We start from the raw sequence: 24,913 nt of genomic DNA on the forward strand, positions 1-24,913 counted from the left end.
GAGCGCTCTCTCTGCAAAATCGTGGGTGGACTTGTTTGAAATAAACCTCTATAGTGGCTTTTTAACGGAAGAAAAAGAGTGCGTGCGATGTTCTCAGATAAGATGATTCTTATTGCCGGTCCTTGTGTGATAGAAGAAGAAGAAACTACGTTAGAAATAGCTTCAAAAATTCAAGAATTAGTTACTCCATATGCCGACCGTATTCATTGGATTTTTAAAAGCAGTTATGACAAAGCAAACCGTTCTTCTATAAATTCTTATCGAGGTCCTGGGGTAAATGAAGGTTTAAGAATCCTATCTAAAGTTAAAGAAACCTTCCGCGTGCAAATTCTTACAGATGTACATTCTCCTGAAGAAGCTCGTACAGCAGCAGAAGTCTGCGATATTCTTCAAATTCCTGCATTTTTATGTCGTCAAACAGACCTTCTTGTTTCTGCTGCACAGACAAATGCTATTATCAATATTAAAAAAGGCCAATTTCTTTCTCCTTGGGATATGCGGGGTCCTGTAGATAAAGTTCTTTCTACTGGGAACGATAAGATCATTTTAACTGAGAGAGGCTGCTCTTTCGGCTATAATAACCTTGTTTCAGATATGCGCGCTATCCCCGTGCTTTCAGGGATGGGTTTCCCTGTGGTTTTTGATGGAACGCATTCTGTACAACTTCCTGGAGGATTAAAAACCCATAGCGGCGGGCAGACAGAGTTTATCCCGACATTAACGCGGGCTGCCCTAGCCGCAGGAGCACACGGTTTATTCATAGAAACACATTCTAACCCTACTATAGCGAAAAGTGATGCCGCTTCCATGTTGCCTTTAAACACCTTCGAAGCTCTTCTTCCGATATGGGATCAACTCTATACTTGCGTACGTTCATTTGAAATGGCCTCAGTATGACCAAATTCTTATTCTATGGCTTGTTATGCTCTTTAGGGATATTCGGTATTGCCTGCACAACAATTGTCGCTATAATCAAAGTAGACAGCATTTGTGACGTGTCTTGTATGAACAAGCATTTTGAAAAGGCTCCGCCTTTTTTAAAAATAAAAAAACTCGGAATACATAAGCAAATTGCTTCTCCCGAACGGCAGTTCTTTAACTGTCATGTAGATAAATCTTGTATGGAACTTCATTTCTCCGATGCAAACTATGCATGTAAGGAGGCTTTATCCAAGCTTTCAGGACATATCCATACGCAAGATTTAGACAAGCTTATGACATTTCAAGGCAATGGTGGTTTGTTAAACTACCAAGATTGCTCTTTAAATATTTATGATTGTCGCTTTCATGTAGATCCTATCCATCCTGATCCCGATGCTCCCGAAGAACGCGCTGTAGGAGGCATGAAAACCTTATCCCTATCTTTATTGAGAAAGTGAGTTTTTATGCCGATACTTTCTGTTTGTAATTTAGTAAAAAAATATAACAAAAAACCCGTCACTAATGATGTCTCTTTTGAGGTAAATGCAGGAGAGGTGGTCGGGCTGTTAGGCCCCAATGGTGCAGGGAAAACAACAGCTTTCTATCTTACAGTAGGATTGATCCGTCCTGATTCCGGAAAGATTATTTTTAAAAATACTGACGTTACTAAAAGAACAATGGATCACCGGGCAAGATTAGGCATTGGTTATCTAGCTCAAGAGCCTACAGTTTTCAAAGATCTCACAGTAAAAGAAAATCTCATCTGCATCTTGGAGATCATCTACAAAGCTAGGAAACAGCAATCGCACCTTTTAGATACTCTAATCGATGATCTACAGTTAGCCTCATGCATTAATAAAAAAGCAGGAACATTGTCCGGAGGAGAACGACGGAGATTGGAAATCGCTTGTGTATTAGCTTTAAACCCTAGTGTTCTTTTACTTGATGAGCCTTTTGCAAACGTTGACCCACTTGTTATTCAAAACGTAAAATACTTAATTAAAATTCTCTCTAGCCGTGGTATTGGCATTCTCATTACGGATCATAATGCTAAAGAATTACTTTCTATAGCTGATCGTTGTTATCTCATTATTGATGGAAAAATCTTCTTCGAAGGATCTTCCTCACAAATGATAGCCAATCCTATGGTAAAGCAGCACTACCTTGGAGATTCCTTCTCTTATTAATCTAAGAAATCATCTTCTGTAAGAACTTCTTTAGCTATCGCTTTGATAGTAGTTAGTCCTTCAGGAAATCCTATATCACACAATAACGTATTGACATATTCTAGTTCTGTACGTAGCTGATCATTAATGAATTCTAAACGTGCTAATTCTTGTTGAATATGCGGTGTGGACATAATCTCCTCCCCATCTTTTCTTGCTTTCACAAGAAGACAAGGAGCGAGAATCATGCCAACCGCCGCTAAACCATAAGAAAAATCTTATAATTTTAAGAAAAACGCTACCCCATCAAGCTTCTAGCCAAACTCAAATACATCTGGTTCAACACTTGTAAAGAAGTCGCAACAACGGTCCATTCCTGTTGCATGGATGTCAGATGCATTTGTAATTCTAACTGGTAGTTTTGACCCATATCAGCAAAAGATTGCTGATCAGATTGTATAGTTGCCTGTAGCGGAAACATGCCCCCGTTGATGGCATTACCCGATAACCCTGATACTAAAGCATCCTCTAAGATCTCTAGTCGTGCTTGCCACTGTTCTTCTCCTCCCTTAACAGTAAAGGTCCCATCCACAGTACCGTTATCAATGCTTAAAGGAGCCAAATAGTTTTGTAATAATACTAAAGATCCCGATATGGCATTGAGATTATCTCGATAATTATTCAATGAATCGATGATACGTGTACGTTGTTCATTAGTAATTTTTGAATCTTCAGTAACTTTTTTTACTTGTTCTTCAAGCACTGTTTCTGCGTTCTGTGTACTTTTAAGATATGCAGCAGCTTTTTGACGTTCTGTTTCTAATTTATTTCTAGCACTATCAGCTGTCCCAGGGAATACATCTTTAGCCTTCTCTCCTACAGCAGGCTGCTGACCAACATAACTTGCAAAATTAAAGTAGGTGGCTGCGTTAACATATTCTGAGATAGCATCTATCAAAGCATTTCCAACTGATGAGCCTAAATTGCTATAATAAAGCTGAGCATAAATCCCATTTAGAAAATCTACTTCCTTAGGCATATAGCGATCGATTAGCACAGAAGCTACAGCCGAGGGCAAGGCCATGGTTTGCAACTCATTAGCTTGAGCAAATAGTTGATCTTTATAAAGCTCTGTTTTTAGATCTTGAAAAGCTTTATGCTGATTTTGAGTCTCTTCAACTTTAGATTGTAGCTTTGCTGTTTCTACTTCAGCTAATCCTTTAAATGTAAAATAGGCTCTAGCAGTAGATTCCGCGTTCCTATTCGCCGCAGATGTTATATTTGGCAAAAATCCAATGTTTCCACGATTTAAAAGAGAAGCGTTAATAGACACTTTACCATTACTTTGTGAGTAGATCGTATAAGTTTCACTATTATTATTGGTGGGAATAAATGTCCCACTTGCCGTTTGAATTTTGTTCATAGTAGATCTAATAGATACAGCTAACGTAAATGATGCTGTGTTTTCTATCTCCTTGGCAGCCTCAGCAACTGCAGATCCGACTTCACTAAGATTTGCTGTTGGTTTATCAGCAAGAACAGTGGAAGCAACAAAATAAGCCCATACAGCGGCTATGTACTCCTCTCCTTTAAAGGTAGAGATAGCCTTCACAGCGTCATTAACTAATGTTTGTTGTTCTGCTGTTAGATCATTGAACCTGGAATTAATAGCTCTTACTGTTTGTAATGCACCAGCAATAGCGGCACTACTAATCTCAGAAGTCACTTTCCCTAGGTCAATAGGAGCAAATACTCCCATCAAAGAAGCAACTAAACTGGATACCTGAGCAAAAATAGCTTCTTGGTGACGATTCACGAAGATTGTAGCTTCAATAACTGTGTTAAAAGATTCTACAGCAGACACCTGATCTTTATACAAATAAGAAATCTGAGAACATAAATCGATTTTATCATTTCTTGATAAGGCAGAGATACTAATAGTATCTGCGAGTTGATCTCCTACCGCATCTATACGATCAAATTTTTCTTTATCATAAGTCTTTACTGAAGATTGTAACTGGCCTAGCTCTTCTTGAATTTCTAGAAAAATAGAGAATTCTTCTTCTGTTAATTTAGTCTTAACCACATCAAGAACATCTTTTAGTCCTTCAACACGGCCATCGGCAAAAACTTGAGCTAATTGATTGGCGTTACCATATTTTTCTGCTAACTGATTTATAAAATCTGTTTTCTGACCACCTGTAAAGATAGTAGATCGTTGAACAGTAGTGAAAATTAATGTAGGAAGAGCGTATAAAGATTCGAAATCCTTATTTGTTAAGTTTACACCAGCATCAACTAAACGATTAACCTCTGTTTGAATCTTTTGGAGAGCCTGTGCATCTGCTGACGATGACTGTCCATTCGCAGCCTGAACAATCTTATTAACAACCTCTTGAATCCCCTTTAATAAGTTATGTGCCCATTGCTGTTTAGTAGCATTATAAAATGGATCTTCTGTTCTTGGACTATCACTTACCCCTACAGAAGATGTTGTTGCCACTACTGCAATCGGTGAATGTAAATCAGATAAGGGTTTATGATGAACAGCAACAGTATGGCTCTTCTTGCTCACCACGCGATCTTCTATTTCAGATTTGCGGAGCTTCTCTATTAACTGTCGGTATTTTTCATCAGATTGTTGATCTAAAATACACAAAAGACGTTGCACAATATGACGCTCAGCTTCAGTTCTTTCATAATGAAAAATACTTTCCAATAACTGGTGTCTTTTTTGTATCGACTCTGAACAAGGTGTTATCGGCAATTTTTTATAATTTGCTGAAACAGAATAACTATTGATGATATCCATACGGAGAACAGTCTTATTAACTTTTATTTTTAATAAAGTTAACATGAAAACTATTTTTATAATTAATCAAAAATAAATAGTTTTTCTTAAAAACAAAACCAGCAACATTATAAGATAAATAAAAAATTTAATTAAAAAGCAGAATAGAAAAAAAGTTCACAAAATAAGAAAATAAAATAAAAATTATAAAAAATAATTTCTATGTCTTCTTTTTATATACAGAACAGGCCCAAAACAGTTTCCGGTGATGGTTTATTTAATATTAAGTTAAACCATAAGTTTTCTAATTTTGACGCTAAAGCTCAGCCAGCTATAGACATAGAAGCATTGAACTCTGGGTTATATGTCTTAAAACGTTTAGCATCTGTAATAGAAGCTGGCAATGTCCAAGCTTCTATGTTGTTAAATCCCAATAATACTATATTCCCCTCTCCACCTGTAGCACCTAAACGTCATACAAGTAGCAATCCAAATCCTGCTCCGGGCAGTTCTAAAACTATCGCAAGTATTCAAGGAGAAACAGCTGTCGCTCTGGTGCCTCTTATTCTTGGTGGTCTAGAGACTTTCATGGCTTCAACCCCCGATGTTAATTTGACTCAAATAGCTTCTATAACTCTTGCCATCGCCTTAATTACTTCTCTTAAAGATAAACCCTCGCTTACAGAAGATCAGCAAAAACAAGTATTCAATAACTGCTATCAACCAAGTAAGCAAGATATCCTTGATCAAATTAAAAAAGAGCAGACTACTGAAATCAAGAAAGGTCAAGATAAACTATCAGCTAAGCTTGAATCTGCGGGAGCTTCGCAAGAGGAAATTAAAAAAGCTATCGACGAATATGCTGATCAATTTGCATCAGATTTCTTCAATGCTCATGTTAAAGAACAATTCATGGCTTACCGATCATCTATTGGAGGGGAAACTCTCAAAATGATGGAAAGTATGAAAGCTATTGAAGCACAAGTTCCTACCCCTACTAAAGATAATGTACAAACTGTCAATGGAATGATAATGCTTCAAGCTATTTTTAACGGCCTTACAGATGCTACAAAAAAAATTCCTGCATTAGGTGGAGAGGAAGATGTTATCAAAACACAGCTTGCTTTGAGCAATCTTCTAACTAAAAATTCATTGGATGATGCGGATTTAAAAAAGATTTATGACGCCACAGATCTACCTAGTAAAGCATCTCTAGATTTATATCTAAAACCTCGTGATGCTGCTATATATCGAGAAGGTATTACAGGAGCCTATCAAGCTGCTGTACAGAATCTAACTACAGTACGTTCTTCAATAGAAAATGAAAAACAGACTCTAGAAAATCAACTAGCGGCATTCCAACAAACTGTAAGCTGTTTTACAGCTTGGGTAAATGATTCAAAAAATATTGTAGCCGGGAAAGACTATACTTCTGTGCTGGTAACCTCAGCTATGGAAGCAAATGCGGGTTTAACTAGTTTATCGCAGATGCAAGGGAATCTGACCGATTCAGAAAAAACAATTTTCAACACACATGTTCCAAAATATTTAGCACTGACTATAGATAATGGAACTACATTAACTAAATTCATTGCAAAGATGAATGCCTTCCAAGAAATCTCAGAATATACTCTAAATAATGCTATAACAGATCAAGCACAGGTAAAAACATACCTGGCAAGCAAAGGTAGTTCTATTAGTAGTTATCCTTTTTTTTCTGAGGTTGGTCAAGAAATTACAACAATAGCTAGTAGTTTAACTAATTATGTTAAATCTGAAGGTAGTTACCAAATTCCAAGTTTTGATGATTTTATTCAAAAAGCATTAAAAATTAGTTCTATTGATGGCAACTTCTCGTCTCAAGCAACTACAGTATTACAAAACTTTAAAACAGCTGCTGACGCACACATTAAACAACTCCAACAACAAATTGCAGAGTTAGATAAAAAATATAGCGACTACAATCCTGCAAATGCTAGTTTCACTGCGGATCGCAAAAAAGCTGTAGAAAGTTGGTTAAATTCCGAGAGCCTTGGGTCTGCCTTTATTTATCTGATTTTGAACTCACAGTTACCCAAGCAATCTGCCTTCTTAAATCCACTAATAGAAGAGATCAACTTCAATAATCTGGCTGCAAACGCAATTAATGATCTTTTAAAAATCACAAATCATTTTTCAACGACTTCGGTGTACTACAATCTCTCCTCCTATCTTATCCAAAGTAAGGAGGGTAACGACCTGTTCAGTGGTGATTATTTTGAAACATGTCTCGCTCTATCAAAGGAAAAAGAATACATAGCTCGTGATACTGATCGTTGCCGACGTGCTCAAGGTTTAGTGGAAGCCTTGTTAGGTAAAATTAAAGACTTACCTGGAGCATCCTCATCTCAAAAGTCTGAGATGCTTAACGCTACATCTAATTATAAATATTCTCTAACAATAACATTTAATCAGCTCAACCTTCTAAATGCACTGCTATCCAATCTGAAAATCGAAGAACAAAAGAATAGTGATGGGACATACAAAAATACTGTTTTCAAAATTACTGGTCCCAAAGATTGGATCCCTACTTTAGCCTCTTTAGAAGGCTTTATTTCCAATGGATTCCCTAATATAACGCCCACGGGTGGTTTAGGACCCCTATTTACTCAGATCCAAGCCGATCAGCAAGACTACACCACTCAAGGACAAACCCAGCAGCTAAACTTGCAAAACCAGATGACTAACGTACAACAAGAATGGACGTTAGTATCAACATCCATGCAAGTGCTGAATCAAATCCTTTCCAAGCTAGTAGGCGAAATTTACCCCAATTAGATAACTTAACCGAAATGGAGAACCTGGTAGGTTCTCCATTTTCATCTAACTTTCACTTAAATCTCCATGATATTGAGATATCAAAGTAAGCTCTAATCACATCTAAATTGAAGCATAGAAAAAGCCCGTCTTGCAAAATACAAAGCGGGCTTTTTTGGGAATAAATCTTCCTAAGAAATTCTTAATTTTACTGTAGGTATCCAGAAAATAGTGAAGCTATGTTCACTAATACCTGCTGGATAAACAGAGGCTGTTTCTCAAATGCAGCTTCTTTTGCTTCAGCGAGTCTTTTCGATCCCCGAGAAAATTCATCCTCAAGTTTAGCGATAAACTTCTGCGTAGCATCGTTAGAAATCTGTACATGAGGATAACCTGACTGCGGAGCTCTTGTAATCGCCGATGTCAGTTTCTGTCTAATTTCTTCTTCATTCGCTTGGGGATTATTTTGTAATACGCCTAGCAATGTTTGTAACACTCCTACCGACGAATAAACATCTCCAAGGGTATTACTATTTCCAGCTATAGTTCTTGCAAAACGTTGAGCAGCGTTATCGTTATCACGAGGTCGAGTTTCTGTTCTAGAAACCGTCTGCGTTAATGCTGGAGTAGATGTCCGATCTAAAACCTCACGATTAGACGCACTACTACGTGAGTAAACATCATTTAGAGATTGATATGCGCCATAACCCGCAGATAAAGAATCTGCATAAGATTTAGAACTCGAGGCAGTAGATCCTGTTTTGTAAAGCTGCTTTACAGCTGATCCACCTTGATTTGCAGAAGCAATTGGAGCTCCTGTAGAAATTGAAGCTGCTGTTGTTATTGCTCCTAAGGCATTGATCATGCCATCTTGACCTGCTGTTCCTTGAAGTGCGTCTTGGAGAGCTTGTTGTATTTCTTGTAGTTGTGCCGTAACCTCTGCATCCGCAGGATTGATTTGGGTTGATAAGTCGGTTACTTGATTCATAACCTCTTCCAATGGTGCTGTAAAATCAGAGTTTTGAGCATGGAAGTTATCGATCATATTTCTGAAACCTTGCATGATTATTGCTGCAGTTTCATTATCAACATCGGCAAGTAACATTGATACACGCACTTCTCCTAGGGTAGCTCCCCGATTTTGAGACGTCCCCACACTACTAGGAGCTCCGGGCCCCCCGATAGGCACATCACTACCCCCACTTGGCTTAACATTGAGAATATCTTTTGCGGCTTGTTGCTGTTCCTTTTGAGCTGCTTTAGCTATAGGAGAGTTTGGAGCTAAAGCTAAAGCCGCGTCTATGGCCTTTTTTGCATCTTCAATAGTTTGCTTACATGCTTCTATATTTGAGGGGCTGTTATTTGCCTGAGCTTGTCCAACGGCTGCGGTACTACCCTTACCTTCAGAATAAGCATTCATTAAAGCAGAAGCTAATGCGTTAACTTCTGTTCCAGAAGTTGTGATACTGCTTTCAAGATTATCTATTACAGGATAGTTAACCCCGGCATCCTTCAGCTCTTTAACTAATGCTGCAGCTGCTGCTTTATTGACTTCTACCTGTCCAGCAGCACCTGTAACCTGATCGATGGATGAGGTAGTCTTTATCGCTTCTAAAAGCTTTTTATTTTCATCGAGGATGCCGCCTAATTGATTAATTTTATCAATAGTATCCTGTTTAGCCGCGAGATCCGCTTTCCATGTCGCAGCCGTAGATTTTTCTGCATCAGTAGTAGCTAATTTTTCCATATACTTGATGGCATCTTGAAGCTGTTGTAAAGCGGTCTTGAACTGATCATAGGTAGTCGCGCTCTGCAAAGCATTTTTAGCACTATCAGCTTGCGTCTTAGCATCATCAAAAGATGCGGGTATCGTTTTTCCTGAGAAGAAGGCAGCTATTTTGTCGAAAAAGTTAGACAGAGCACTTCTTGCCGAACTTAAAAACCTTAGTCGTCCTACGGTTTCTACAGAAGGCTGAGACGGTCCGGACTTGCCCGCGGCTCCGGATATCGCTTCAGCTTCTGAGCTGCGATTTGCTGCGCTAGCCTCCATACCTAAGGTAGATAGGTCTGCAGGAGCAATGTTTTTTGATTCATCTATAGGGCCGACAGGATTAACCATAATAATAAAAAACTAATAAAATCTTTTCTTTATTATAAAACATAAAAAAAAAGCTCACATCTTTTAATTAGATGTGAGCTATTTTTAAAGATTTTATTAAAATTAAATTAAAATGCGGAAATTAACCCAAGATCGAACTTCCTGTAAGTGAAGTCACTACCTAAACGGCTATCTGCAGGCTTGGAGTAAGCTCCATAGGCTCTGAAAGATAACGAATCTGTGATTCCGTACATAAGAAGATAGGAAGCACCTTTATAGTTCGTAAATCCGTTAGCTTCTTTAGGATCATATTTCCCAGCAATTGCTTGAGCGAACCAGTACTTCAATTGATTTCCTCTTCCGATACCGGAAACATCGATTTCAGGGATTGCCAAAGCTTCTACGTATTCATAACGTACTGTTGCTGACCAATCTCCAGCTTTTCGTAATCTACCTAAGGTTCCTCCAACGAACCAAGCCCTATTTTGCTTTTCATTTAAGGTTGTTGTAGTTGCTTTTGCTAAGGTGTTTGTCAAATAAGCACCATAGACATACAAAGGCTTTTTCTTTCCATGGAACCAAGGCAATTGAGAGTGTTTACCAACTAACCATTGCCATACGCAATATTTATACTTTAAATTAGCAGCGACAGGACCTGTTGCTGTTTTTGCAGGATCTGGAGCTTCTGAAGGAGAGAAGGAATTCCAATCAATAACGCTACATTTGACAGAGAAATTCCCTGGTAGTTTGTTAACAATACCTTCAACAACCCATGCATAGTGTTTTTTCGCCATATTTACTACGAACGGTCCACCGTGGATGATTACATTATAAGGAAAACGTTCGCTAAGACGACGAGTTGCATAAAGATGGAGACCATCGAAGTTACTATTAAATTGCACTTCTGATTCAAAAATGCTGCCTAAAGAAGAACGGCCGATTTCTGCAAAGAGTTCCGTGCGGGATTCTGAATTTTCATAGAAACGATATCCTAAGAATGCTCTATCAATATCCATACCAGCGGCTGAAGATTCGCCTCCAGCAATTGCTGCCCAACTCATTTCTGAAGTTAGCCAAGTTCTATCAGCGTTGTAATCTACATAAAGATTAAATTCGCTGCGATAACGATTTACTGGTAATGGTTTATATTTATCTGGCTGAGTAGGAGGTGTTTTTATATCTTCTCTAGCATGAATCCATTTAACGCGTACATCACCAGCTAATTTTAAAACTCCACCTCGTTTTCTGGTTTCTACAAAACCACGAGTATCTAAATACGCCTTCACATCATCTAAATTCATAAATGTTTGAGAATCGTTCGTTCTCTGCATTCCAGAAGGTGTATTTGCAAACCCTTGAGACACTACTGTCGATAGGGTCATGCACACTAACCATTGATAAATATATTTTTTCATAGTTTCCTTAGCGTCGATTTAATTATTCAATATGAGAAGATCGAAAAGGATGGTTATTTGGACAACCCTAACCAAACAGTTGCAAATGAGAAAGGAGGAAACAACTCGCTAATTCTGACTATCTTGCATAACTGGTGAATTATGCAAAGAGCTTCGGCGTCCTTTCCAATATTGAAAAGATGTTAAGTTTACAAGATCTTCTACCCGAAGCAGTTTTGCAAAACCAAACAAAAAAGCCAAGAAAATGACGCTTTCAGAGAAAAAAGCAGCGCTTTGCGCTACAAAAGATGATAAAGACCAAGCTAGTGGTGTAATAGGGCTGAGGAAAATTACATATGTAGTATGTGTAAGAATATTAACCCCTAGAGTGGCTGCGAAGGCTAAACATGCAATTCCAATAACCTTTATAGCACGTTTAAATGTAATCCACATTAATCCAGAATATGTAGGATGTTTTTTTGAGGCATACTGCCAAAGAAAATATAATTGCGCCCAAGAAACAATAGAAGTGGCGTAAGCTAATCCTGAAACGTGTTTTATTAACCAACAACCGAAAACTACATTAAGTATCATATTCGCTATAGCAGCTATAATTCCGATAACTAAAGGTATCGTGTAGTGGCGCCGTGCATAAAAAAGCACAGAAATCAAAGGAATAAGTGCCATAGGGATGATACTTCCACTATACCCGCGTAGGACTTGTACGATAGCGTGTACAGCACTAGTTGGAAATAAACCATGCTCGTAGAGTACACGAACTCCGGGGAGAGCAAGAAGCAATAATCCCACAGTCATAATTATCATTACGGAAACTGTAAGATTCAAAGCGAACTTCATAAGTTCATACCCTTCTTCATTATTATCTTCTTGAACGCATCGAGAAATAGAGGGCAAAAGAACGGTAAAGACTCCTAAACCAAACAGGTGTACGGGTAGCTGTTGGATTCGTATGGAATACATTAAGTATAGTGGGCCGACTTCATGTATATAGCGGGCTAAGCACATATCAGTTAGAAGATTTATCTGGAAGACTCCCATAGAGAGTAGTCCTAAAGATAGCGGAGCTATCAAAGCTTTTATACTATCCCTCTCTTTAGGTGGCGTTGTTGCTGTTCCTAAAAATTTCCTCACTCCAGGCACAGTAACAAACCATTCTAAAATAAATCCTATAACAAGGATTACTGATAACCCAACAATACGTTGTCTTGGATCACTATGTCTTGCGAGGAACACTGTAAGAATCCAAAGTACATTGACAACAGCAGGAGCTAAACCAACACTAAGGAATCTTTTCTCACAATGTAGCAAAGCTGAGTTCACCGTATACATCATAAGAAATATGCCTGATGGCAAGAGAATCATCGTTAACTGCAGGGCATCGGCTGTATTTCCTTGAGCATAATACAACCATATTCCTAACCCTATTTCGATAACTAATGTGAATACGCAGGCATTAAAACAAAAAAATCTTGAAAAACTTTTAAAGAAAAAAGCAGCACGATTTATATCTTTTGCTCTTAAAAATTCAAAATGAGGAATAAACGCTAGCCCTAAAATCGGTCCCCCAAGAATTTTCCTTAAGAAGAAAATGGTTCTGAATGCTAACCAAAAAGCTGCTACTAAAGGATCGGCTCCAAAATAAGCTGCCATCACAATTTCACGTAACATTCCTGTTACACGACTAAAAAAGGTTCCTGACAATAAATTAAAAAGTGAGCTGGCTACTGATCCTTGGCCGTCTTTTTTATTCATTAAAATGTCTTACTCCCTTAATACTTGATTTATCCATACCAGATAGAGATTTTTGGAGCATTAAAATGCAGGTATTTCCGCCTCCCCAAGTTCCTTTGTTGGGTGCCCATACATCCACCGCTGGAGGCCTTCAAAATGCCATTTACGAAGGGCAAGAAATTGGGGCTTCTACTATTCAAATGTTTACCGCTAATCAAAGACAGTGGCGTAGGCGTGCTCTCACTGATTCTCTAGTACATTCTTTTAAAAAAGCTCTTGAAGAGACTTCTCTATCTTATATTATGAGCCATGCTGGCTACTTAATTAATCCCGGGGCTCCTAATCCAGAAATCCTAGAAAAAAGCCGTGTCTGCATACAGCAAGAAATCGAGGATTGCATATCTTTAGGAATTAACTTCGTTAATTTCCATCCAGGTGCAGCTGTCAACGACACTAAAGAAGCTTGCTTAGATAGAATTGTTTCAAGTTTTTCCTTGATGGAGCCTTTATTCGAAGACTCTCCTCCCCTTGTCGTTCTTTTGGAAACTACGGCGGGTCAAGGCACCCTTGTTGGTAGTAATTTTGAAGAACTTGGCTATCTAATAGACAAACTTAAGCACAAAATTCCCGTAGGAGTCTGCATAGATACCTGTCATATCTTTGCTGCTGGTTACGATATTACCTCTCCAGAGTCTTGGAAGCAAGTACTCAAAAATTTTGATGACAATGTAGGCCTATCATATTTAAGAGCTTTCCATCTTAACGATTCCATGTTTCCTTTAGGACAACATAAGGATCGTCATGCACCATTAGGGGAAGGAGATATCGGTATTGAAAGTTTCAAATTTCTTATGACTAATGAACACACTCGAATGATCCCTAAATATCTAGAGACTCCCGGAGGTCCAGATCTATGGGCTAAGGAAATTCGTCAGTTACAAAGTTTTCAAAAATAGAAAAAAGAAATTAAAAGCGTCAACTAAGACTAGTCGACGCCTCTCTTCTTGGAAGAAAGAAATTTTCTTTATGTTCTGTGAGATAAAAACTCACAAACGACAGAAATGTCAACAGGCAGAGGAAGTTGTGCTTCCATTTGATCTTGTTCTGGAGACATTAAAAGTTCTCCTTTAAAACCATTCTTATCTATAGAAATGTAGGATGGCAAAGAGCTTTCATCTTTATTTTCTAAAGATTCTTGAACCGACTGTAACTTTCTAGACTTCTCTTTTAGAGAAACCTGCATTCCAGGACGTAGGAAAAAGGATCTTCTATCTACTTTCTTCCCATTTACTAATACGTGACCGTGAGCAACTAACTGCTGTGCTGCAAAAATAGTCTTAGCAAATCCCATGCGATAAACCATGTTATCCAGGCGACATTCAAATCTTTCTAAGAACATCTTTGTGACGCTGCCTTGCTTATTAATAACTTCTTTGAAAGCCTTGACAAGCTGCTTTTCCAAAATCATTCCGTAGCAAGCTTTTAATTTTTGCTTTTCCTCAAGTTGAAGACCGTAGTCAGACTTTTTCTTTCTCTGCATACCGTGCTGACCTGGAGGATGGGGCTTTTTGAGCAGAGGGTTTCGGCTTCTTCCAAAAATATTTGCTCCAAAACGCCTTGCTATTCTATTTTTAGGGCCACAATATCGAGCCATGTATTTTAGTCCTTTATTTAGTCCTTAGAAATTATTCACGCCTCCCCGGCCTTCTTCATTTTAGACAAAGGTAGCGGCACTATTTTCGGTATAACCTGGAAGATTTTCTTCGCTAATAAAGAAAAACGACTACTCATCTACTTGACAAAATACCAAAGAGCATTTTAGTTCCAATCCTAATTTTCTACAATGGAATTATTTCCGAGAATATGCTAGGGTATTTCTTATGAAAAAGAATTATTACGCTTTAGCTTATTATTATTTGACTCGTGTAGATAATCCTCAAGAGGAAATTACATTGCACAAGGAACTATTTAAAAATTTAGATGTTTCTTGTCGTATCTACATATCTGAACAGGGAATTAATGGCCAGTTTAGTGGTTATCAACCCGATGCAGAGCACTACATGAACTGGCTAAGACAGCGTCCTGGATTTTCAAATGTAAAATTTAAAATTCATCATATTGAAGAAAATATTTTCCCTCGTGTGACTGTGAAATATCGCAAAGAGCTTGTAGCTCTTGGTTGTGACGTGGATCTATCTACTCAAGGCAAACATATTTCTCCAAAAGAATGGCATGAGAAGCTGGAAGAAAATCGCTGTCTAGTTCTAGACGTAAGGAATAATTACGAATGGAAAATCGGACATTTTGAAAATGCTGTTCTTCCGGATATTCAAACTTTCCGTGAATTTCCTGAGTATGCCGAGCGGTTATCTAAAGAGCATGACCCAGAAACCACTCCTGTGATGATGTATTGTACCGGCGGTATACGCTGCGAGCTATATTCCTCCCTGCTCTTAGAAAAAGGCTTTAAAGAAGTTTATCAACTCGATGGTGGCGTTATAGCCTACGGTCAAGCTGTGGGAACAGGTAAATGGCGAGGAAAATTATTCGTGTTTGACGATCGTATGGCAGTGCCTATCGATGAAGCAGACACCGATGTAGCTCCCATTGCTAAATGCTCTCATTGTGAAGCTGACTGCGATATTTATTACAATTGTGCCAATACTGACTGCAACAACTTATTCATCTGTTGTGAAAATTGTATTGATTCAACAAAAGGATGTTGTTCTCAAGAATGTTCTCAAGCGCCGAGAATTCGCTCCTTCTCATCATCTAGAGGAAACAAACCTTTCCGTCGTATGCATCTATGTGAAAGTGCAGAAGAGAAGGAAGAAACTCCTAGCTGCTGCTGTTCTTGTTTACATTAAAAACCGTGAAATTTTTCCTTGAACTAGGCTTCTTCAGTTTGGTTCAAGGATAAATCATAAATTTTTCTTCGGTAAGACACCTTATTGCATGACAAGTGAATGTTCTTAATATTAATTCCTTGTTCCAGCAACACCTTAGAAAATATTTCAATGTTTTCTTCTTTTCCCAAGCAAATCACACATAGATCTGGTTGTTTTTTTAACAATACCTGCAGGCGCTTAGCCTGTAAAACAGCCCAGGCTTCTTTCATACTATGATCACTTGTGTCATTAAGATCAGAAATTACTGTAGGCACGCAGTAAGAAATTATTCTAGTTGTCCAGCCTGGTTGTAATTTCTGATCTAATATCACGACCGTACTGCGTATGGTTTTTGGTAGCATAGCTAATACACGACGCACTTCTTGATAAGAATGGGTGCATACCATGTAACAAACAGGAATTATTGATTTAGGGAGTCTAAGATAGCTTCCCAGCTGTCTTACTAATACAGCGCTGAGCACCAGACGATAGACCAATTCTTTCCAAATCCATAGAATCCATAAACCTATACAGAAAATAATTATCCCCATATACAAGAAGCTCGTCTCTGGAGGTAAACTCAAACCTGATCCTAAAATCCTTACGATTCCTGCCGCAATTAATACTCCGACAAAATCCAAAAAGTTATTTCCAGCTAGAATTTGTCCCCGCTTATGTTCAGGACTAGCATATTGTACATAGGCATGCAAAGGTACCTGATATACCCCACCTAAAAATCCTAAAAGGAGTAGAAAAAACATCACTCCAACTAAAGAACAGGAGACCGCATAAAGCCCCATAAAGGCAATCCCTAAACCTAAAGTCATGATGGGCACATAACCTAGTTTAATATCCTTCCCAGAAAGCCATCCTGTAACATAGGATCCAACTCCAACACCTAAAGCAACAAGAGGGAATAAATAACCTCCGTAGTGCTTAGGATAGCCCAAAGTAAATTCTACAAAGGGAATGATTTCTACCTGTGTATAGGCTCCGACTAAAAGGAAAAGAGCAACAAGAAAAATAGATAAAGTTAGATAGTGTACATGACGTGTATCTTTTAAGATCTCCCAGAGATCCTTAAAAGATACATAAGTAATTTTTTGACTGCGATTTTTAATATTGCTAGGGCGTATCCTTAGAGAAACAAATGTACTTACAATAGAAGAAATAACACAAAATGATGTTGAAAGTACGTAACAATTAACTGCGAGATTCTTTGTAAGATCGACAAGCAAAGGAGCAAAACACGACCCTAAAATACTTCCTGTATAAGTTACGGCAGTCATTATGCCGTTGGCTTTAGATAAGTAATCTAAAGGCAACATCTCTGGAAGGATCCCCATCTTTGCAGGACCAAAAATAGCTGTATGACTTGCCATAAGAATCAAAACTACATAACCACCAACCGCAGATTGTATGTAGAAGAAATATAACCCTAGCGATGTACAAACAATCTCTACCAGACGCGTGGCCAAGATAATGTTTCGCTTCTGATACCTATCTGATAAACTTCCAGCTAAAGGTGCTAGCAATAGAAATGGTAAAGCAAAGAATAAACTTACGTAAGATAATATCTTCGCATTCTCTGTCAAACTTTTGCCTTCAAGAAGGAAAAACACTAAAAGAAACTTGTAGAGATTATCATTTAATATCGTAAGAAAATGCGTTATTACTAAAGCACGAAAAGACTTTTTCTGTATTGATATACCCATGAACGCGACCAAACATAGTCAGGCAATTTTTAGCAACTCTCCCATTCATCTATTAGCTAAACTTGCAGAAGATCTATTTTCTACTTATCAACAGCCATTTATTAAAAGATGGATTCTTGTTGCCAATACAGAAATAGGGCACTGGCTACGTAGAGAACTTACTAATGCTACGAGTAACCACATTTTCATGGGGTCGACTATTTTCTCTTCTTCAGACTCCCTTGTCAAACATTTATTCGCTGAAGTTTGTCATGAAAAACCGTTAATTCCTGACTATATAACACTTCCTCTATTTATACACGAGCTACTAAATATTGCTCCTCCATCCATAGATGTTACACAGAGCAAACTGCTTTCAGAACCCTCTTACAGCTCAACAAAGAGTCTAGCGTCTATTTTTAAAAAATTTTATACATTCTCGCAAGCGCCTTCTGAAAAAAATCGCTATCATAAAGACTTGTTTTCTCAATTAGATAAACACTTTATGCCTACAAACAAAGTCTTTTCTTCGATACTAGATGCTCTAGAGGCTGAAAAACAAGATCGTTCTTTGCATATCTTTGGCTATTCTCATTTACCTAAGCATTTTGCAACTTTTTTTACGGAATTAAGTAATTTTTTCCCGGTATACTTTTATTGCTTTTCACCAAGTCGAGAATATTTTGGAGACTTACTTTCTGATAAATCTATTGATTTCTTATGGCGTCAGCTCGAGGATCAAGCCAATAGAGATGCTTGGGGACATTATATTTTAGCGGACAGACAAGCACTACTTGCCAATCTCTCTCATAAATCCCAAGCATCTCAAAATTTCTTTTTAGACAAGGAAGTGCATTATAGCGAAGCTTTCGTGGCTCCTCAAGAAACGACATCTTTAGGTGTTCTACAAAGTAATCTATTTCACTTACGTCCCAATTCACCTGAGGACACTCTAGATAAAGAACAAACTGTAACTATCAGCAAGGCTTTAAACCCTTCTAGAGAGGTTCATGAAGTGTTTTTAAAGATTTCTTCTCTATTACATAAAGGTGTACTTCCTGAAGAAATCTTTATTTTGTCTTCTCAATTGGAAACCTATGAGGTGTATTTAAAAGCAGTATTCCAACCTCATCTACCTCTATACTTCACAAACACTACATCTCCATATGCTGAAAATTTAAAAGAAAAGTTTTTACTCCTATCATCTATTCTGCAAACACAAGGCAATCTCTATCGCCTACTTCAACTACTCATTCATCCACAACTACAAAATCCTATAGATATCAATAAAACTCCCTATCTTTTGAAAAGACTTTCTAGTGAATGGGAAAAGCTTTTCAAAGGAGATGGGGCTCATATACAAAGCTTGGGTGATAATATTCTGAATGAATACCCTTTTGTTGAAGAATATGGGAAGATAAGCCAAATAGAAATTTGGGAACGTATTCTTCCTTTGCTCTATGATCTACAGAAACTTATAGATATTTACTCCACAAATACGACTCAAACTTACGAGGCTCATTTTACCCACATTATATCTTCTTTAGAATCGAGCTTTGTTTTATCTTCGGAGGAGCTATCCTTGATAGCATCTCTTAGAAATTCTATTTTCCCAACATTTTCTTCTTCAAAATGTTCTTTGATGTTTTTTACTGATTTTTGTTTGGATTTCTTTAACCGTTTTTGTGGAAACAGTCCTGTTTATGATAAGCCCGGTCCTTATGTGGGCTCCTTGGGAGATTTAAGTTTCGTCCCTAAAAGTTACACATTTATTCTCGGAGCAAACAAACATACACAAGCCATTGATTTACTAGATCTTGTCGATTCAACAGCTCAAGAAGAACTCGTATTTTCTTCTTCGGAAAATGAAGAAAATTTCCATTTTCTTCAGACTTTAGTATCTACTAAACACGAACTTCATATTAGCTACCAATCTTCTGCTCATAACCCTGTTTTACCTAGTGCATATGTAAATTATCTTCAGGAAGCTTTAAATTTATCTGTTACTCATCTTCCTTCTAAAGCCTATGCTCCTTCATTATTCTCCAAAGACAACTTGGTGCATATCTCACAAGAATATCATTACAAACTTGCACAGGCATTCTGCTCTATCAAAGAGCCTCTGCCTTCCTTATTTCAAATCCCTAAGAAGACCTCAAATCTCCCGATTCATTTATCTGTATCGCAAATAATCAAGGCTGTCTCTTCTCCCTTAGATTTTTTCTTAAAATCCAATTATCATGTTTCTCTTCGATCTCCTGCGCCGTTAGAAATCAGAGAAAAACTCTTTCCAACCAAAAAGCAAGTCTTGTCATTTTGGGAAAATCATCTTTCGAATATACCTGAGGATGTTCCGAATAATTACCAATCCTCTTTCTCTAAAGATTTGTTCGCTTCTTACAATAAACTTATAGAAAAATGGTTGGAAAAGGTAAGATTAAATCCCCTGACAGATCCTTATTCAGTAATTTTTTCCTCTTCTTTATTCCATGATCATCTTCGTGATCAAGATCAGGTTCTCCCGCCTGTTTGCGTAAATCTGAATAATAAAGAGATGTTTCTACATGGAACCTTCTTTGGTGTATTCTCTAACGGTATATATTCATGTTCTATTGATCCCATAGCCAAGACAAGAAAAGTCGCAAAAAAGACTAAAGCTATTCCAGACAACTCTTTTGAAATGCAAAATTATTTGAAGGCTTACATAGCTATAGCAATGTTGCAACGATCCGATGCTATTACAAAATACGCAATTATAAGAAATATTATCTCTCAAGATCACTTTGAAGATCTACCCGTTCCTTTTTCTGATCCCGAAAAATATTTAAATCGAGTCCTACAAGTATACCAAATGATAAAAGAGCAGCCGATTCCTTTAATTTCTTCTGAATGCTGGAAATTTTTAGATAATGCTGAAAAGTTTCATGAATCTATACATGCCGCTATCGAAACAGATGCTAATAATCCTGCCCTATCGCTTTTCTGGAAATTTCATAATCGTAATTATCAAGATCAATTCATAGTTGCCGAAGAGCAACGTTTACTGATTCTTTCTTTGTTTAAGGACACAGATGAAACCGTTTGATATTTTTAATTCTCAAACATCCATTTATGGAAAATATTTCTTAGAAGCCTCTGCCGGTACAGGCAAGACATTTACTATTGAACAAATTGTATTGCGCGCTCTTCTAGAAGGTTCTGTCTCCCATGTTGAAAACATTCTTGCAGTAACATTCACAAACGCTGCAACTAACGAATTAAAACTCAGGATTCAAGATAATCTTAAACACGCATTATCTCAGTTAAAATCCGCGCTCAAAGATCCTTCAGTATCTCTTCCTCCTTACCTAAAAGACATTTGTGATGTAAAACAGCTTTACATGCAAGTGCGCAATGCTTTGGCAACTATAGATCGCATGGCGATCTTTACTATTCATGGATTTTGTAATCACGTTCTACAGCAGTATTTTCCTGAAATGCAAATGACACAGAGTAATGCTGTTCTTACCCATACACAATCCGTATTTCATCACATCCGAAAATACCTATCCCAAGATCTTTGGAGTTCTGTTTTATTTCCCGAGCAATTTTATCTTCTTGCGTCCAGATATAATTCGAATTCTAAACACTCATCTTTTTTAACTGATAAGCTGCTCTCTAGTTATACTCTTCAGACTTTTGAGTATTTATCCTCAAAAACTTCTACTTTAGAATCTTTAGAATCCTGGCACAGCTCCATTCGATCTAAAATACAAGATATTCCAGAGGAAGAATTCCTAGAGCAATTACTCCAACACAAAGAGAGTTTTAGAAAACAACCCTTTTCTATAGATGAAGACCTGTTGCTTTTTGTAAAATACTTGTATGCTGAAGAGACATCCATACGCTTATTTTCTTTTTCTAAAATTGCAGAAACTTTTCATCCTAAAAACCGTTTAGCACGTTATCAGCCCTCTAGAGCTTTTAGCTATATAGAACAGACCTCTTGGTTTCTCTATACTGAACAATTTTGCAATGTAGACCTAATCTTTAATACCCTACTTCGAGACTTACAACTATATTTAAAAAATCATTATACGCGGTGGTTATCTCCAGATGAGAGCATCTCAGCTTTAGAAAATATTCTCCTCTCTCCAAGATCTGAAGAAATCATAAAAGCTCTAAGGAAACGTTTTCAGTTAGTTTTAATCGATGAATTTCAGGATACTGACAGGAAACAATGGAACATATTTTCAAAGCTATTTGCAAATGATGCTTTCTCGGGGTCTCTATTTTTAATAGGTGATCCAAAACAATCTATTTATGAGTGGAGAAACGCAGATCTCGCTACATATTTAAAAGCTAAATCAATATTTCCTAAATCCTCACAATTACACCTCATAAATAACTATCGCTCCACCGCAAAACTCATGGAAGCAATTAACTTCCTCTTTTGCAAATGCTCCCCATTTCTAGAAATTCCAGGTTATGAACCTATAGAATATCACCCCCTACAACCCCAAAGCTCTGAGCATTTTGAAAACTCTCAGCACTCCCCGATACACTTTTTCTCCTATAATGATACTTCTGATCAGGCTGCCTGGATTTCTCATACTGCTTCTTATTTACAAGAAACCCACGATATTCCCCTAGGGCGCATGGCAATTTTAGTGTCGGATTCTGCTCAAGCTTTTGATCTCATTACTCATTGCAGTATTCCTGTAGCATTTTCTAAGAACAAATCAATTTTCCATCTTACAGAAACTTATTTGTTAACCTTAGCGTGGCTAGAAGCTATTTTTCATCCAGAAAATTATGAAAAAATACAGAGGGTACTATTAAGCAGTCTTTTCAGACATAATCTTAGCGAGGTTATAGAAAAAAAAGAGTTCTACTCTACATATTTCTTCTCACTCCGTAGTTATATTTTTGATCATGGACTGTTAGCAACTTTTTATCATTTCATGACTATGCAAGGAGAAGCGTTATTAAAAACGCCACAGGGAGATCTTACTTTCCAAGAAATGGAGAGGTTGTGTGCTTATTTAAACACCGTTTCTTCTCATCCCCAACATCAATTACTCTATCTACAATATTTCTCTGAAACTGGGCGTTGGGAAGAAAATCTTTCCTTCTCTTCATATTCTGAAGATACAGAAATATTAAAAATTACCACCATTCATGCATCTAAAGGGTTAGAATATGATGTGGTTTTTTGCCCAGGACTGGATAAGTCTAAGAAAAATAAAAGCGCATCAGAATGGGTTCGAGAAATGTACGTTGCTTGTACGCGGGCAAGAAAACAATTATTTATCCCTATACAAAATTCCTCAAATTCACGACGTAATTCAGCTCTAACTAACTATGTAAAAATTGAAGGCTCTCACGAATCTATTATGGATTTAGCACAACAGTTTGCAAAAGAACACCCCACTATGTTTTCCATATCAACTATAGAAACAGACCCTAAATTTACAGAACCAGTTTATAAAATAATTCCTCCATCAACCTTTACATTGCCTATAGCTCCTGCTAAACAAATCTTCTCTTTTTCTTCTGTAAAACAGGCATTAGACAACGAAACTTCTTTAAATGATGATACCACAGAAGCTACGGCTTCTTCTATTCTTCCCAAAGGAAGAAAAACTGGTATTATCATTCATAAAATCTTAGAGAATATTTCTCCCAACTTCAAAATTTCTCTTTCTAAAATTTCGTCAACAGTTACGAATTTCGTGAAAAATACTCATTTAGAGGGGTACGAAGAAATTATTTCTAAAAAACTCACAACAACATTCTCTTCCCCATTATCTTTTGCTACAGAATCTTTTTCTCTGAAAGATATTGTCCCTAGAAAAATATTTACTGAAGAGTTCTTCCTATTTTCTAACAAAGAACAGCTGTGGCAAGGAGTTATTGATCTATTTTTCGAACATAATAATAGGTATTATATTATCGATTGGAAGACATCATTCTTAGGAGAAACAAGTTCTGAATACTCTCAAGAAAACCTCTTCAACTATATAAAGGAGCAAAATCTCGACTATCAAGGAGCTATTTATATTCATGCAGCGAAACGATTTCTTCAACAATTTGAGATCTCTAGCGATGTAGAAATGGGATTTGTTTTTATCCGAGGTTTAGATTCTGAAGGAAATGGATTTTTACGCTTACCGCATCAAAAAATGCCTAATCCCATAGTAAACCAAAAATATCCGGTCTATCATTAGGATTAAATTCCATAGCAGGAAGAATCAAAACAGAAGAAAGATCTGTTAAATCTTCAGCTAACGACTTAGCCTCTACTTTATAAGAACAAGCGCCCTCTCTAGGTCGACAAACTTTGGTAATCTCAGCAACAAATAATCCCGGAGGAAATACTCCATCTAATCCCGTTGTAATTAAAATATCTCCAACACGTAGACCTTTTCCATCAGAAAAACAAAATCCTTCACCATGTAAAATTAGCGTTTCATCTTTCCATAAAGGGCCACCACTACCCGACAATGTACCTCGCAAAAGCAAGGTATTTTCATCATTATAATGTATAAATGAGTTGAGCTCTTCTAATTGATCTATTTTTTCATATTTATCTTTCTCAAGAATATAGGAATCAGAAAGACGTTCAAGGTGTTTTGTAAGAGATTGTATCTGATCTTTTACCAACCAGGCTTGTATTCCTCCACGAACAGCAATTACCGAAGGTTGCATACCCACATCAGTGATTAAGCGTATTCGTGATTGTTGCTCCCCTACATAATCTACAAGACCAACAAGCACCTTTCCTGATAATACTGGAGAGTTTTTTTGTATCTTTTGCTCTTTACCTACGTTTATCCAACAAGAACTTCCCCAATGAGAAGGATCACGATAAATAACACGACTAGCAATTAACTTACGAAAATAAGGAGATAAGATCTCAGAAAATAATGGAGGTGTATAATTAGCAACCTCATAAGCTTGTAAACGCTCTTCTAAAATAGCAATACGGTCTTTTAAGATGATATTTTCAACATCTTGTATCGAATAATCTATAGGAACCGCTTCATCGTGTTTAAAAAAAACACGCGTGTGTAAAGATATGAATTGCTTTTGAAGATTTTCATAAAAAGGTCTTGGTAAAGACCAACATAAAATAATACTCAAAGCAAGTACTAAATAGACATAGAGCCTGTTTTTTCTATGACGACGATAAGCAACAGAGCCTGCTGTTTTAATCGCAGAACGATGTCCTTCTGGTTTTTTTATCACACACATATTTCTTAATGTTTTGATTGTAACACAGAATTAAGACACCTTTTCTATCCGTCTAAAATATATTTATTTTGTGTTGATGATCAGTGTTTAACTCCTTGTTTTATGATACTAACAGACAAAATAAAACATAATTAAAATTCAACATGAAATAAAATAGAAATACGCGCAGGAACCTCT

At 37.2% G+C, this 24,913-nt stretch carries 16 protein-coding genes; 8 read left to right on the forward strand and 8 right to left on the reverse strand.

Annotated elements, in window-relative coordinates; genetic code table 11:
• Positions 1–87 precede the first annotated feature (87 nt).
• Genes kdsA through lptB form a run of 3 tightly spaced genes read left to right on the forward strand, consistent with a single transcriptional unit; the run spans position 88 to position 2,108 of the window.
• Positions 88–897 (forward strand): 3-deoxy-8-phosphooctulonate synthase, encoded by an 810-nt coding sequence (gene kdsA / locus O1W70_RS02840; protein WP_332380805.1) that lies wholly within the window; start codon positions 88–90, stop codon positions 895–897.
• The gene (locus O1W70_RS02845; RefSeq protein ID WP_332380806.1) at positions 894–1,379 is read left to right on the forward strand and encodes a DUF1137 domain-containing protein; all 486 of its coding nucleotides are present in this window, start codon (positions 894–896) and stop codon (positions 1,377–1,379) included. Before kdsA ends, O1W70_RS02845 begins: the two co-directional genes overlap by 4 nt.
• 6 nt (positions 1,380–1,385) lie before the next feature.
• Positions 1,386–2,108 (forward strand): LPS export ABC transporter ATP-binding protein, encoded by a 723-nt coding sequence (gene lptB, locus O1W70_RS02850; RefSeq protein ID WP_020350121.1) that lies wholly within the window; start codon positions 1,386–1,388, stop codon positions 2,106–2,108.
• Here the strand turns inward: lptB and O1W70_RS02855 are convergent.
• Complete coding sequence (locus tag O1W70_RS02855) at positions 2,105–2,281, reverse strand: hypothetical protein (RefSeq protein WP_117274746.1); 177 nt, start codon at positions 2,279–2,281, stop codon at positions 2,105–2,107. The two genes, lptB and O1W70_RS02855, sit on opposite strands and share 4 nt — an antisense overlap.
• 104 nt (positions 2,282–2,385) lie before the next feature.
• Positions 2,386–4,899: a CT620/CT621 family type III secretion system effector gene (locus tag O1W70_RS02860; protein ID WP_332381169.1), complete on the reverse strand. Its 2,514-nt coding sequence runs from the start codon at positions 4,897–4,899 to the stop codon at positions 2,386–2,388.
• A 201-nt stretch (positions 4,900–5,100) separates the two neighbouring features.
• On the opposite strand from O1W70_RS02860, the gene O1W70_RS02865 reads away from it, so the two are divergent.
• Entirely contained in the window at positions 5,101–7,695 is a 2,595-nt protein-coding gene (locus O1W70_RS02865; protein WP_332380807.1) for a CT620/CT621 family type III secretion system effector, read from the forward strand.
• Positions 7,696–7,882: 187 nt separating this feature from the next.
• On the opposite strand, the gene O1W70_RS02870 is transcribed toward O1W70_RS02865, so the two are convergent.
• The 3 genes from O1W70_RS02870 to O1W70_RS02880 form a co-directional block, all read right to left on the reverse strand.
• The gene (locus O1W70_RS02870; RefSeq protein ID WP_332380808.1) at positions 7,883–9,793 is read right to left on the reverse strand and encodes a cell surface protein; all 1,911 of its coding nucleotides are present in this window, start codon (positions 9,791–9,793) and stop codon (positions 7,883–7,885) included.
• 107 nt (positions 9,794–9,900) lie between these two features.
• Complete coding sequence (locus O1W70_RS02875; RefSeq protein ID WP_332380809.1) at positions 9,901–11,187, reverse strand: hypothetical protein; 1,287 nt, start codon at positions 11,185–11,187, stop codon at positions 9,901–9,903.
• 108 nt (positions 11,188–11,295) lie between these two features.
• A complete protein-coding gene (locus O1W70_RS02880; protein ID WP_332380810.1) occupies positions 11,296–12,939 on the reverse strand; it encodes a murein biosynthesis integral membrane protein MurJ in 1,644 nt (547 codons plus the stop codon).
• Between the two features lie 65 nt (positions 12,940–13,004).
• On the opposite strand from O1W70_RS02880, the gene O1W70_RS02885 reads away from it, so the two are divergent.
• The gene (locus O1W70_RS02885; protein ID WP_332380811.1) at positions 13,005–13,874 is read left to right on the forward strand and encodes a deoxyribonuclease IV; all 870 of its coding nucleotides are present in this window, start codon (positions 13,005–13,007) and stop codon (positions 13,872–13,874) included.
• 68 nt (positions 13,875–13,942) lie between these two features.
• Here O1W70_RS02885 and rpsD read toward each other — a convergent pair whose 3' ends face one another.
• Positions 13,943–14,572 (reverse strand): 30S ribosomal protein S4, encoded by a 630-nt coding sequence (gene rpsD, locus O1W70_RS02890; protein ID WP_213241925.1) that lies wholly within the window; start codon positions 14,570–14,572, stop codon positions 13,943–13,945.
• Between the two features lie 226 nt (positions 14,573–14,798).
• On the opposite strand from rpsD, the gene O1W70_RS02895 reads away from it, so the two are divergent.
• Positions 14,799–15,785: a rhodanese-related sulfurtransferase gene (locus O1W70_RS02895; protein ID WP_332380812.1), complete on the forward strand. Its 987-nt coding sequence runs from the start codon at positions 14,799–14,801 to the stop codon at positions 15,783–15,785.
• Between the two features lie 23 nt (positions 15,786–15,808).
• On the opposite strand, the gene O1W70_RS02900 is transcribed toward O1W70_RS02895, so the two are convergent.
• Positions 15,809–17,521 carry an MFS transporter gene (locus tag O1W70_RS02900; protein ID WP_332380813.1) on the reverse strand — a complete coding sequence of 571 codons (1,713 nt, stop codon included), beginning with the start codon at positions 17,519–17,521 and terminating at the stop codon, positions 15,809–15,811.
• Between O1W70_RS02900 and O1W70_RS02905 the strand changes: the two genes are divergently transcribed.
• The gene (locus O1W70_RS02905) at positions 17,520–20,585 is read left to right on the forward strand and encodes an exodeoxyribonuclease V subunit gamma (protein WP_332380814.1); all 3,066 of its coding nucleotides are present in this window, start codon (positions 17,520–17,522) and stop codon (positions 20,583–20,585) included. The two genes, O1W70_RS02900 and O1W70_RS02905, sit on opposite strands and share 2 nt — an antisense overlap.
• Entirely contained in the window at positions 20,572–23,709 is a 3,138-nt protein-coding gene (gene recB, locus O1W70_RS02910) for an exodeoxyribonuclease V subunit beta (protein WP_332380815.1), read from the forward strand. Before O1W70_RS02905 ends, recB begins: the two co-directional genes overlap by 14 nt.
• On the opposite strand, the gene O1W70_RS02915 is transcribed toward recB, so the two are convergent.
• Positions 23,669–24,736 carry a rod shape-determining protein MreC gene (locus tag O1W70_RS02915; protein WP_332380816.1) on the reverse strand — a complete coding sequence of 356 codons (1,068 nt, stop codon included), beginning with the start codon at positions 24,734–24,736 and terminating at the stop codon, positions 23,669–23,671. The two genes, recB and O1W70_RS02915, sit on opposite strands and share 41 nt — an antisense overlap.
• Positions 24,737–24,913 lie beyond the last annotated feature (177 nt).

The organism is Chlamydia sp. 16-02, from assembly GCF_042235055.1.
In the GTDB taxonomy this organism is placed as follows: domain Bacteria; phylum Chlamydiota; class Chlamydiia; order Chlamydiales; family Chlamydiaceae; genus Chlamydia.

What these genes read in the sequence shown, in the direction of transcription:
- O1W70_RS02860 (WP_332381169.1), bottom strand. Translation starts at nt 4,899, where the DNA reads ATGGATATCATCAATAGTTATTCTGTTTCAGCAAATTATAAAAAATTG.
- kdsA (WP_332380805.1), top strand. Translation starts at nt 88, where the DNA reads ATGTTCTCAGATAAGATGATTCTTATTGCCGGTCCTTGTGTGATAGAA.
- O1W70_RS02855 (WP_117274746.1), bottom strand. Translation starts at nt 2,281, where the DNA reads ATGTCCACACCGCATATTCAACAAGAATTAGCACGTTTAGAATTCATT.
- O1W70_RS02865 (WP_332380807.1), top strand. Translation starts at nt 5,101, where the DNA reads ATGTCTTCTTTTTATATACAGAACAGGCCCAAAACAGTTTCCGGTGAT.
- O1W70_RS02875 (WP_332380809.1), bottom strand. Translation starts at nt 11,187, where the DNA reads ATGAAAAAATATATTTATCAATGGTTAGTGTGCATGACCCTATCGACA.
- O1W70_RS02905 (WP_332380814.1), top strand. Translation starts at nt 17,520, where the DNA reads ATGAACGCGACCAAACATAGTCAGGCAATTTTTAGCAACTCTCCCATT.
- O1W70_RS02845 (WP_332380806.1), top strand. Translation starts at nt 894, where the DNA reads ATGACCAAATTCTTATTCTATGGCTTGTTATGCTCTTTAGGGATATTC.
- recB (WP_332380815.1), top strand. Translation starts at nt 20,572, where the DNA reads ATGAAACCGTTTGATATTTTTAATTCTCAAACATCCATTTATGGAAAA.
- O1W70_RS02900 (WP_332380813.1), bottom strand. Translation starts at nt 17,521, where the DNA reads ATGGGTATATCAATACAGAAAAAGTCTTTTCGTGCTTTAGTAATAACG.
- O1W70_RS02885 (WP_332380811.1), top strand. Translation starts at nt 13,005, where the DNA reads ATGCAGGTATTTCCGCCTCCCCAAGTTCCTTTGTTGGGTGCCCATACA.
- lptB (WP_020350121.1), top strand. Translation starts at nt 1,386, where the DNA reads ATGCCGATACTTTCTGTTTGTAATTTAGTAAAAAAATATAACAAAAAA.
- O1W70_RS02880 (WP_332380810.1), bottom strand. Translation starts at nt 12,939, where the DNA reads ATGAATAAAAAAGACGGCCAAGGATCAGTAGCCAGCTCACTTTTTAAT.
- O1W70_RS02915 (WP_332380816.1), bottom strand. Translation starts at nt 24,736, where the DNA reads ATGTGTGTGATAAAAAAACCAGAAGGACATCGTTCTGCGATTAAAACA.
- rpsD (WP_213241925.1), bottom strand. Translation starts at nt 14,572, where the DNA reads ATGGCTCGATATTGTGGCCCTAAAAATAGAATAGCAAGGCGTTTTGGA.
- O1W70_RS02895 (WP_332380812.1), top strand. Translation starts at nt 14,799, where the DNA reads ATGAAAAAGAATTATTACGCTTTAGCTTATTATTATTTGACTCGTGTA.
- O1W70_RS02870 (WP_332380808.1), bottom strand. Translation starts at nt 9,793, where the DNA reads ATGGTTAATCCTGTCGGCCCTATAGATGAATCAAAAAACATTGCTCCT.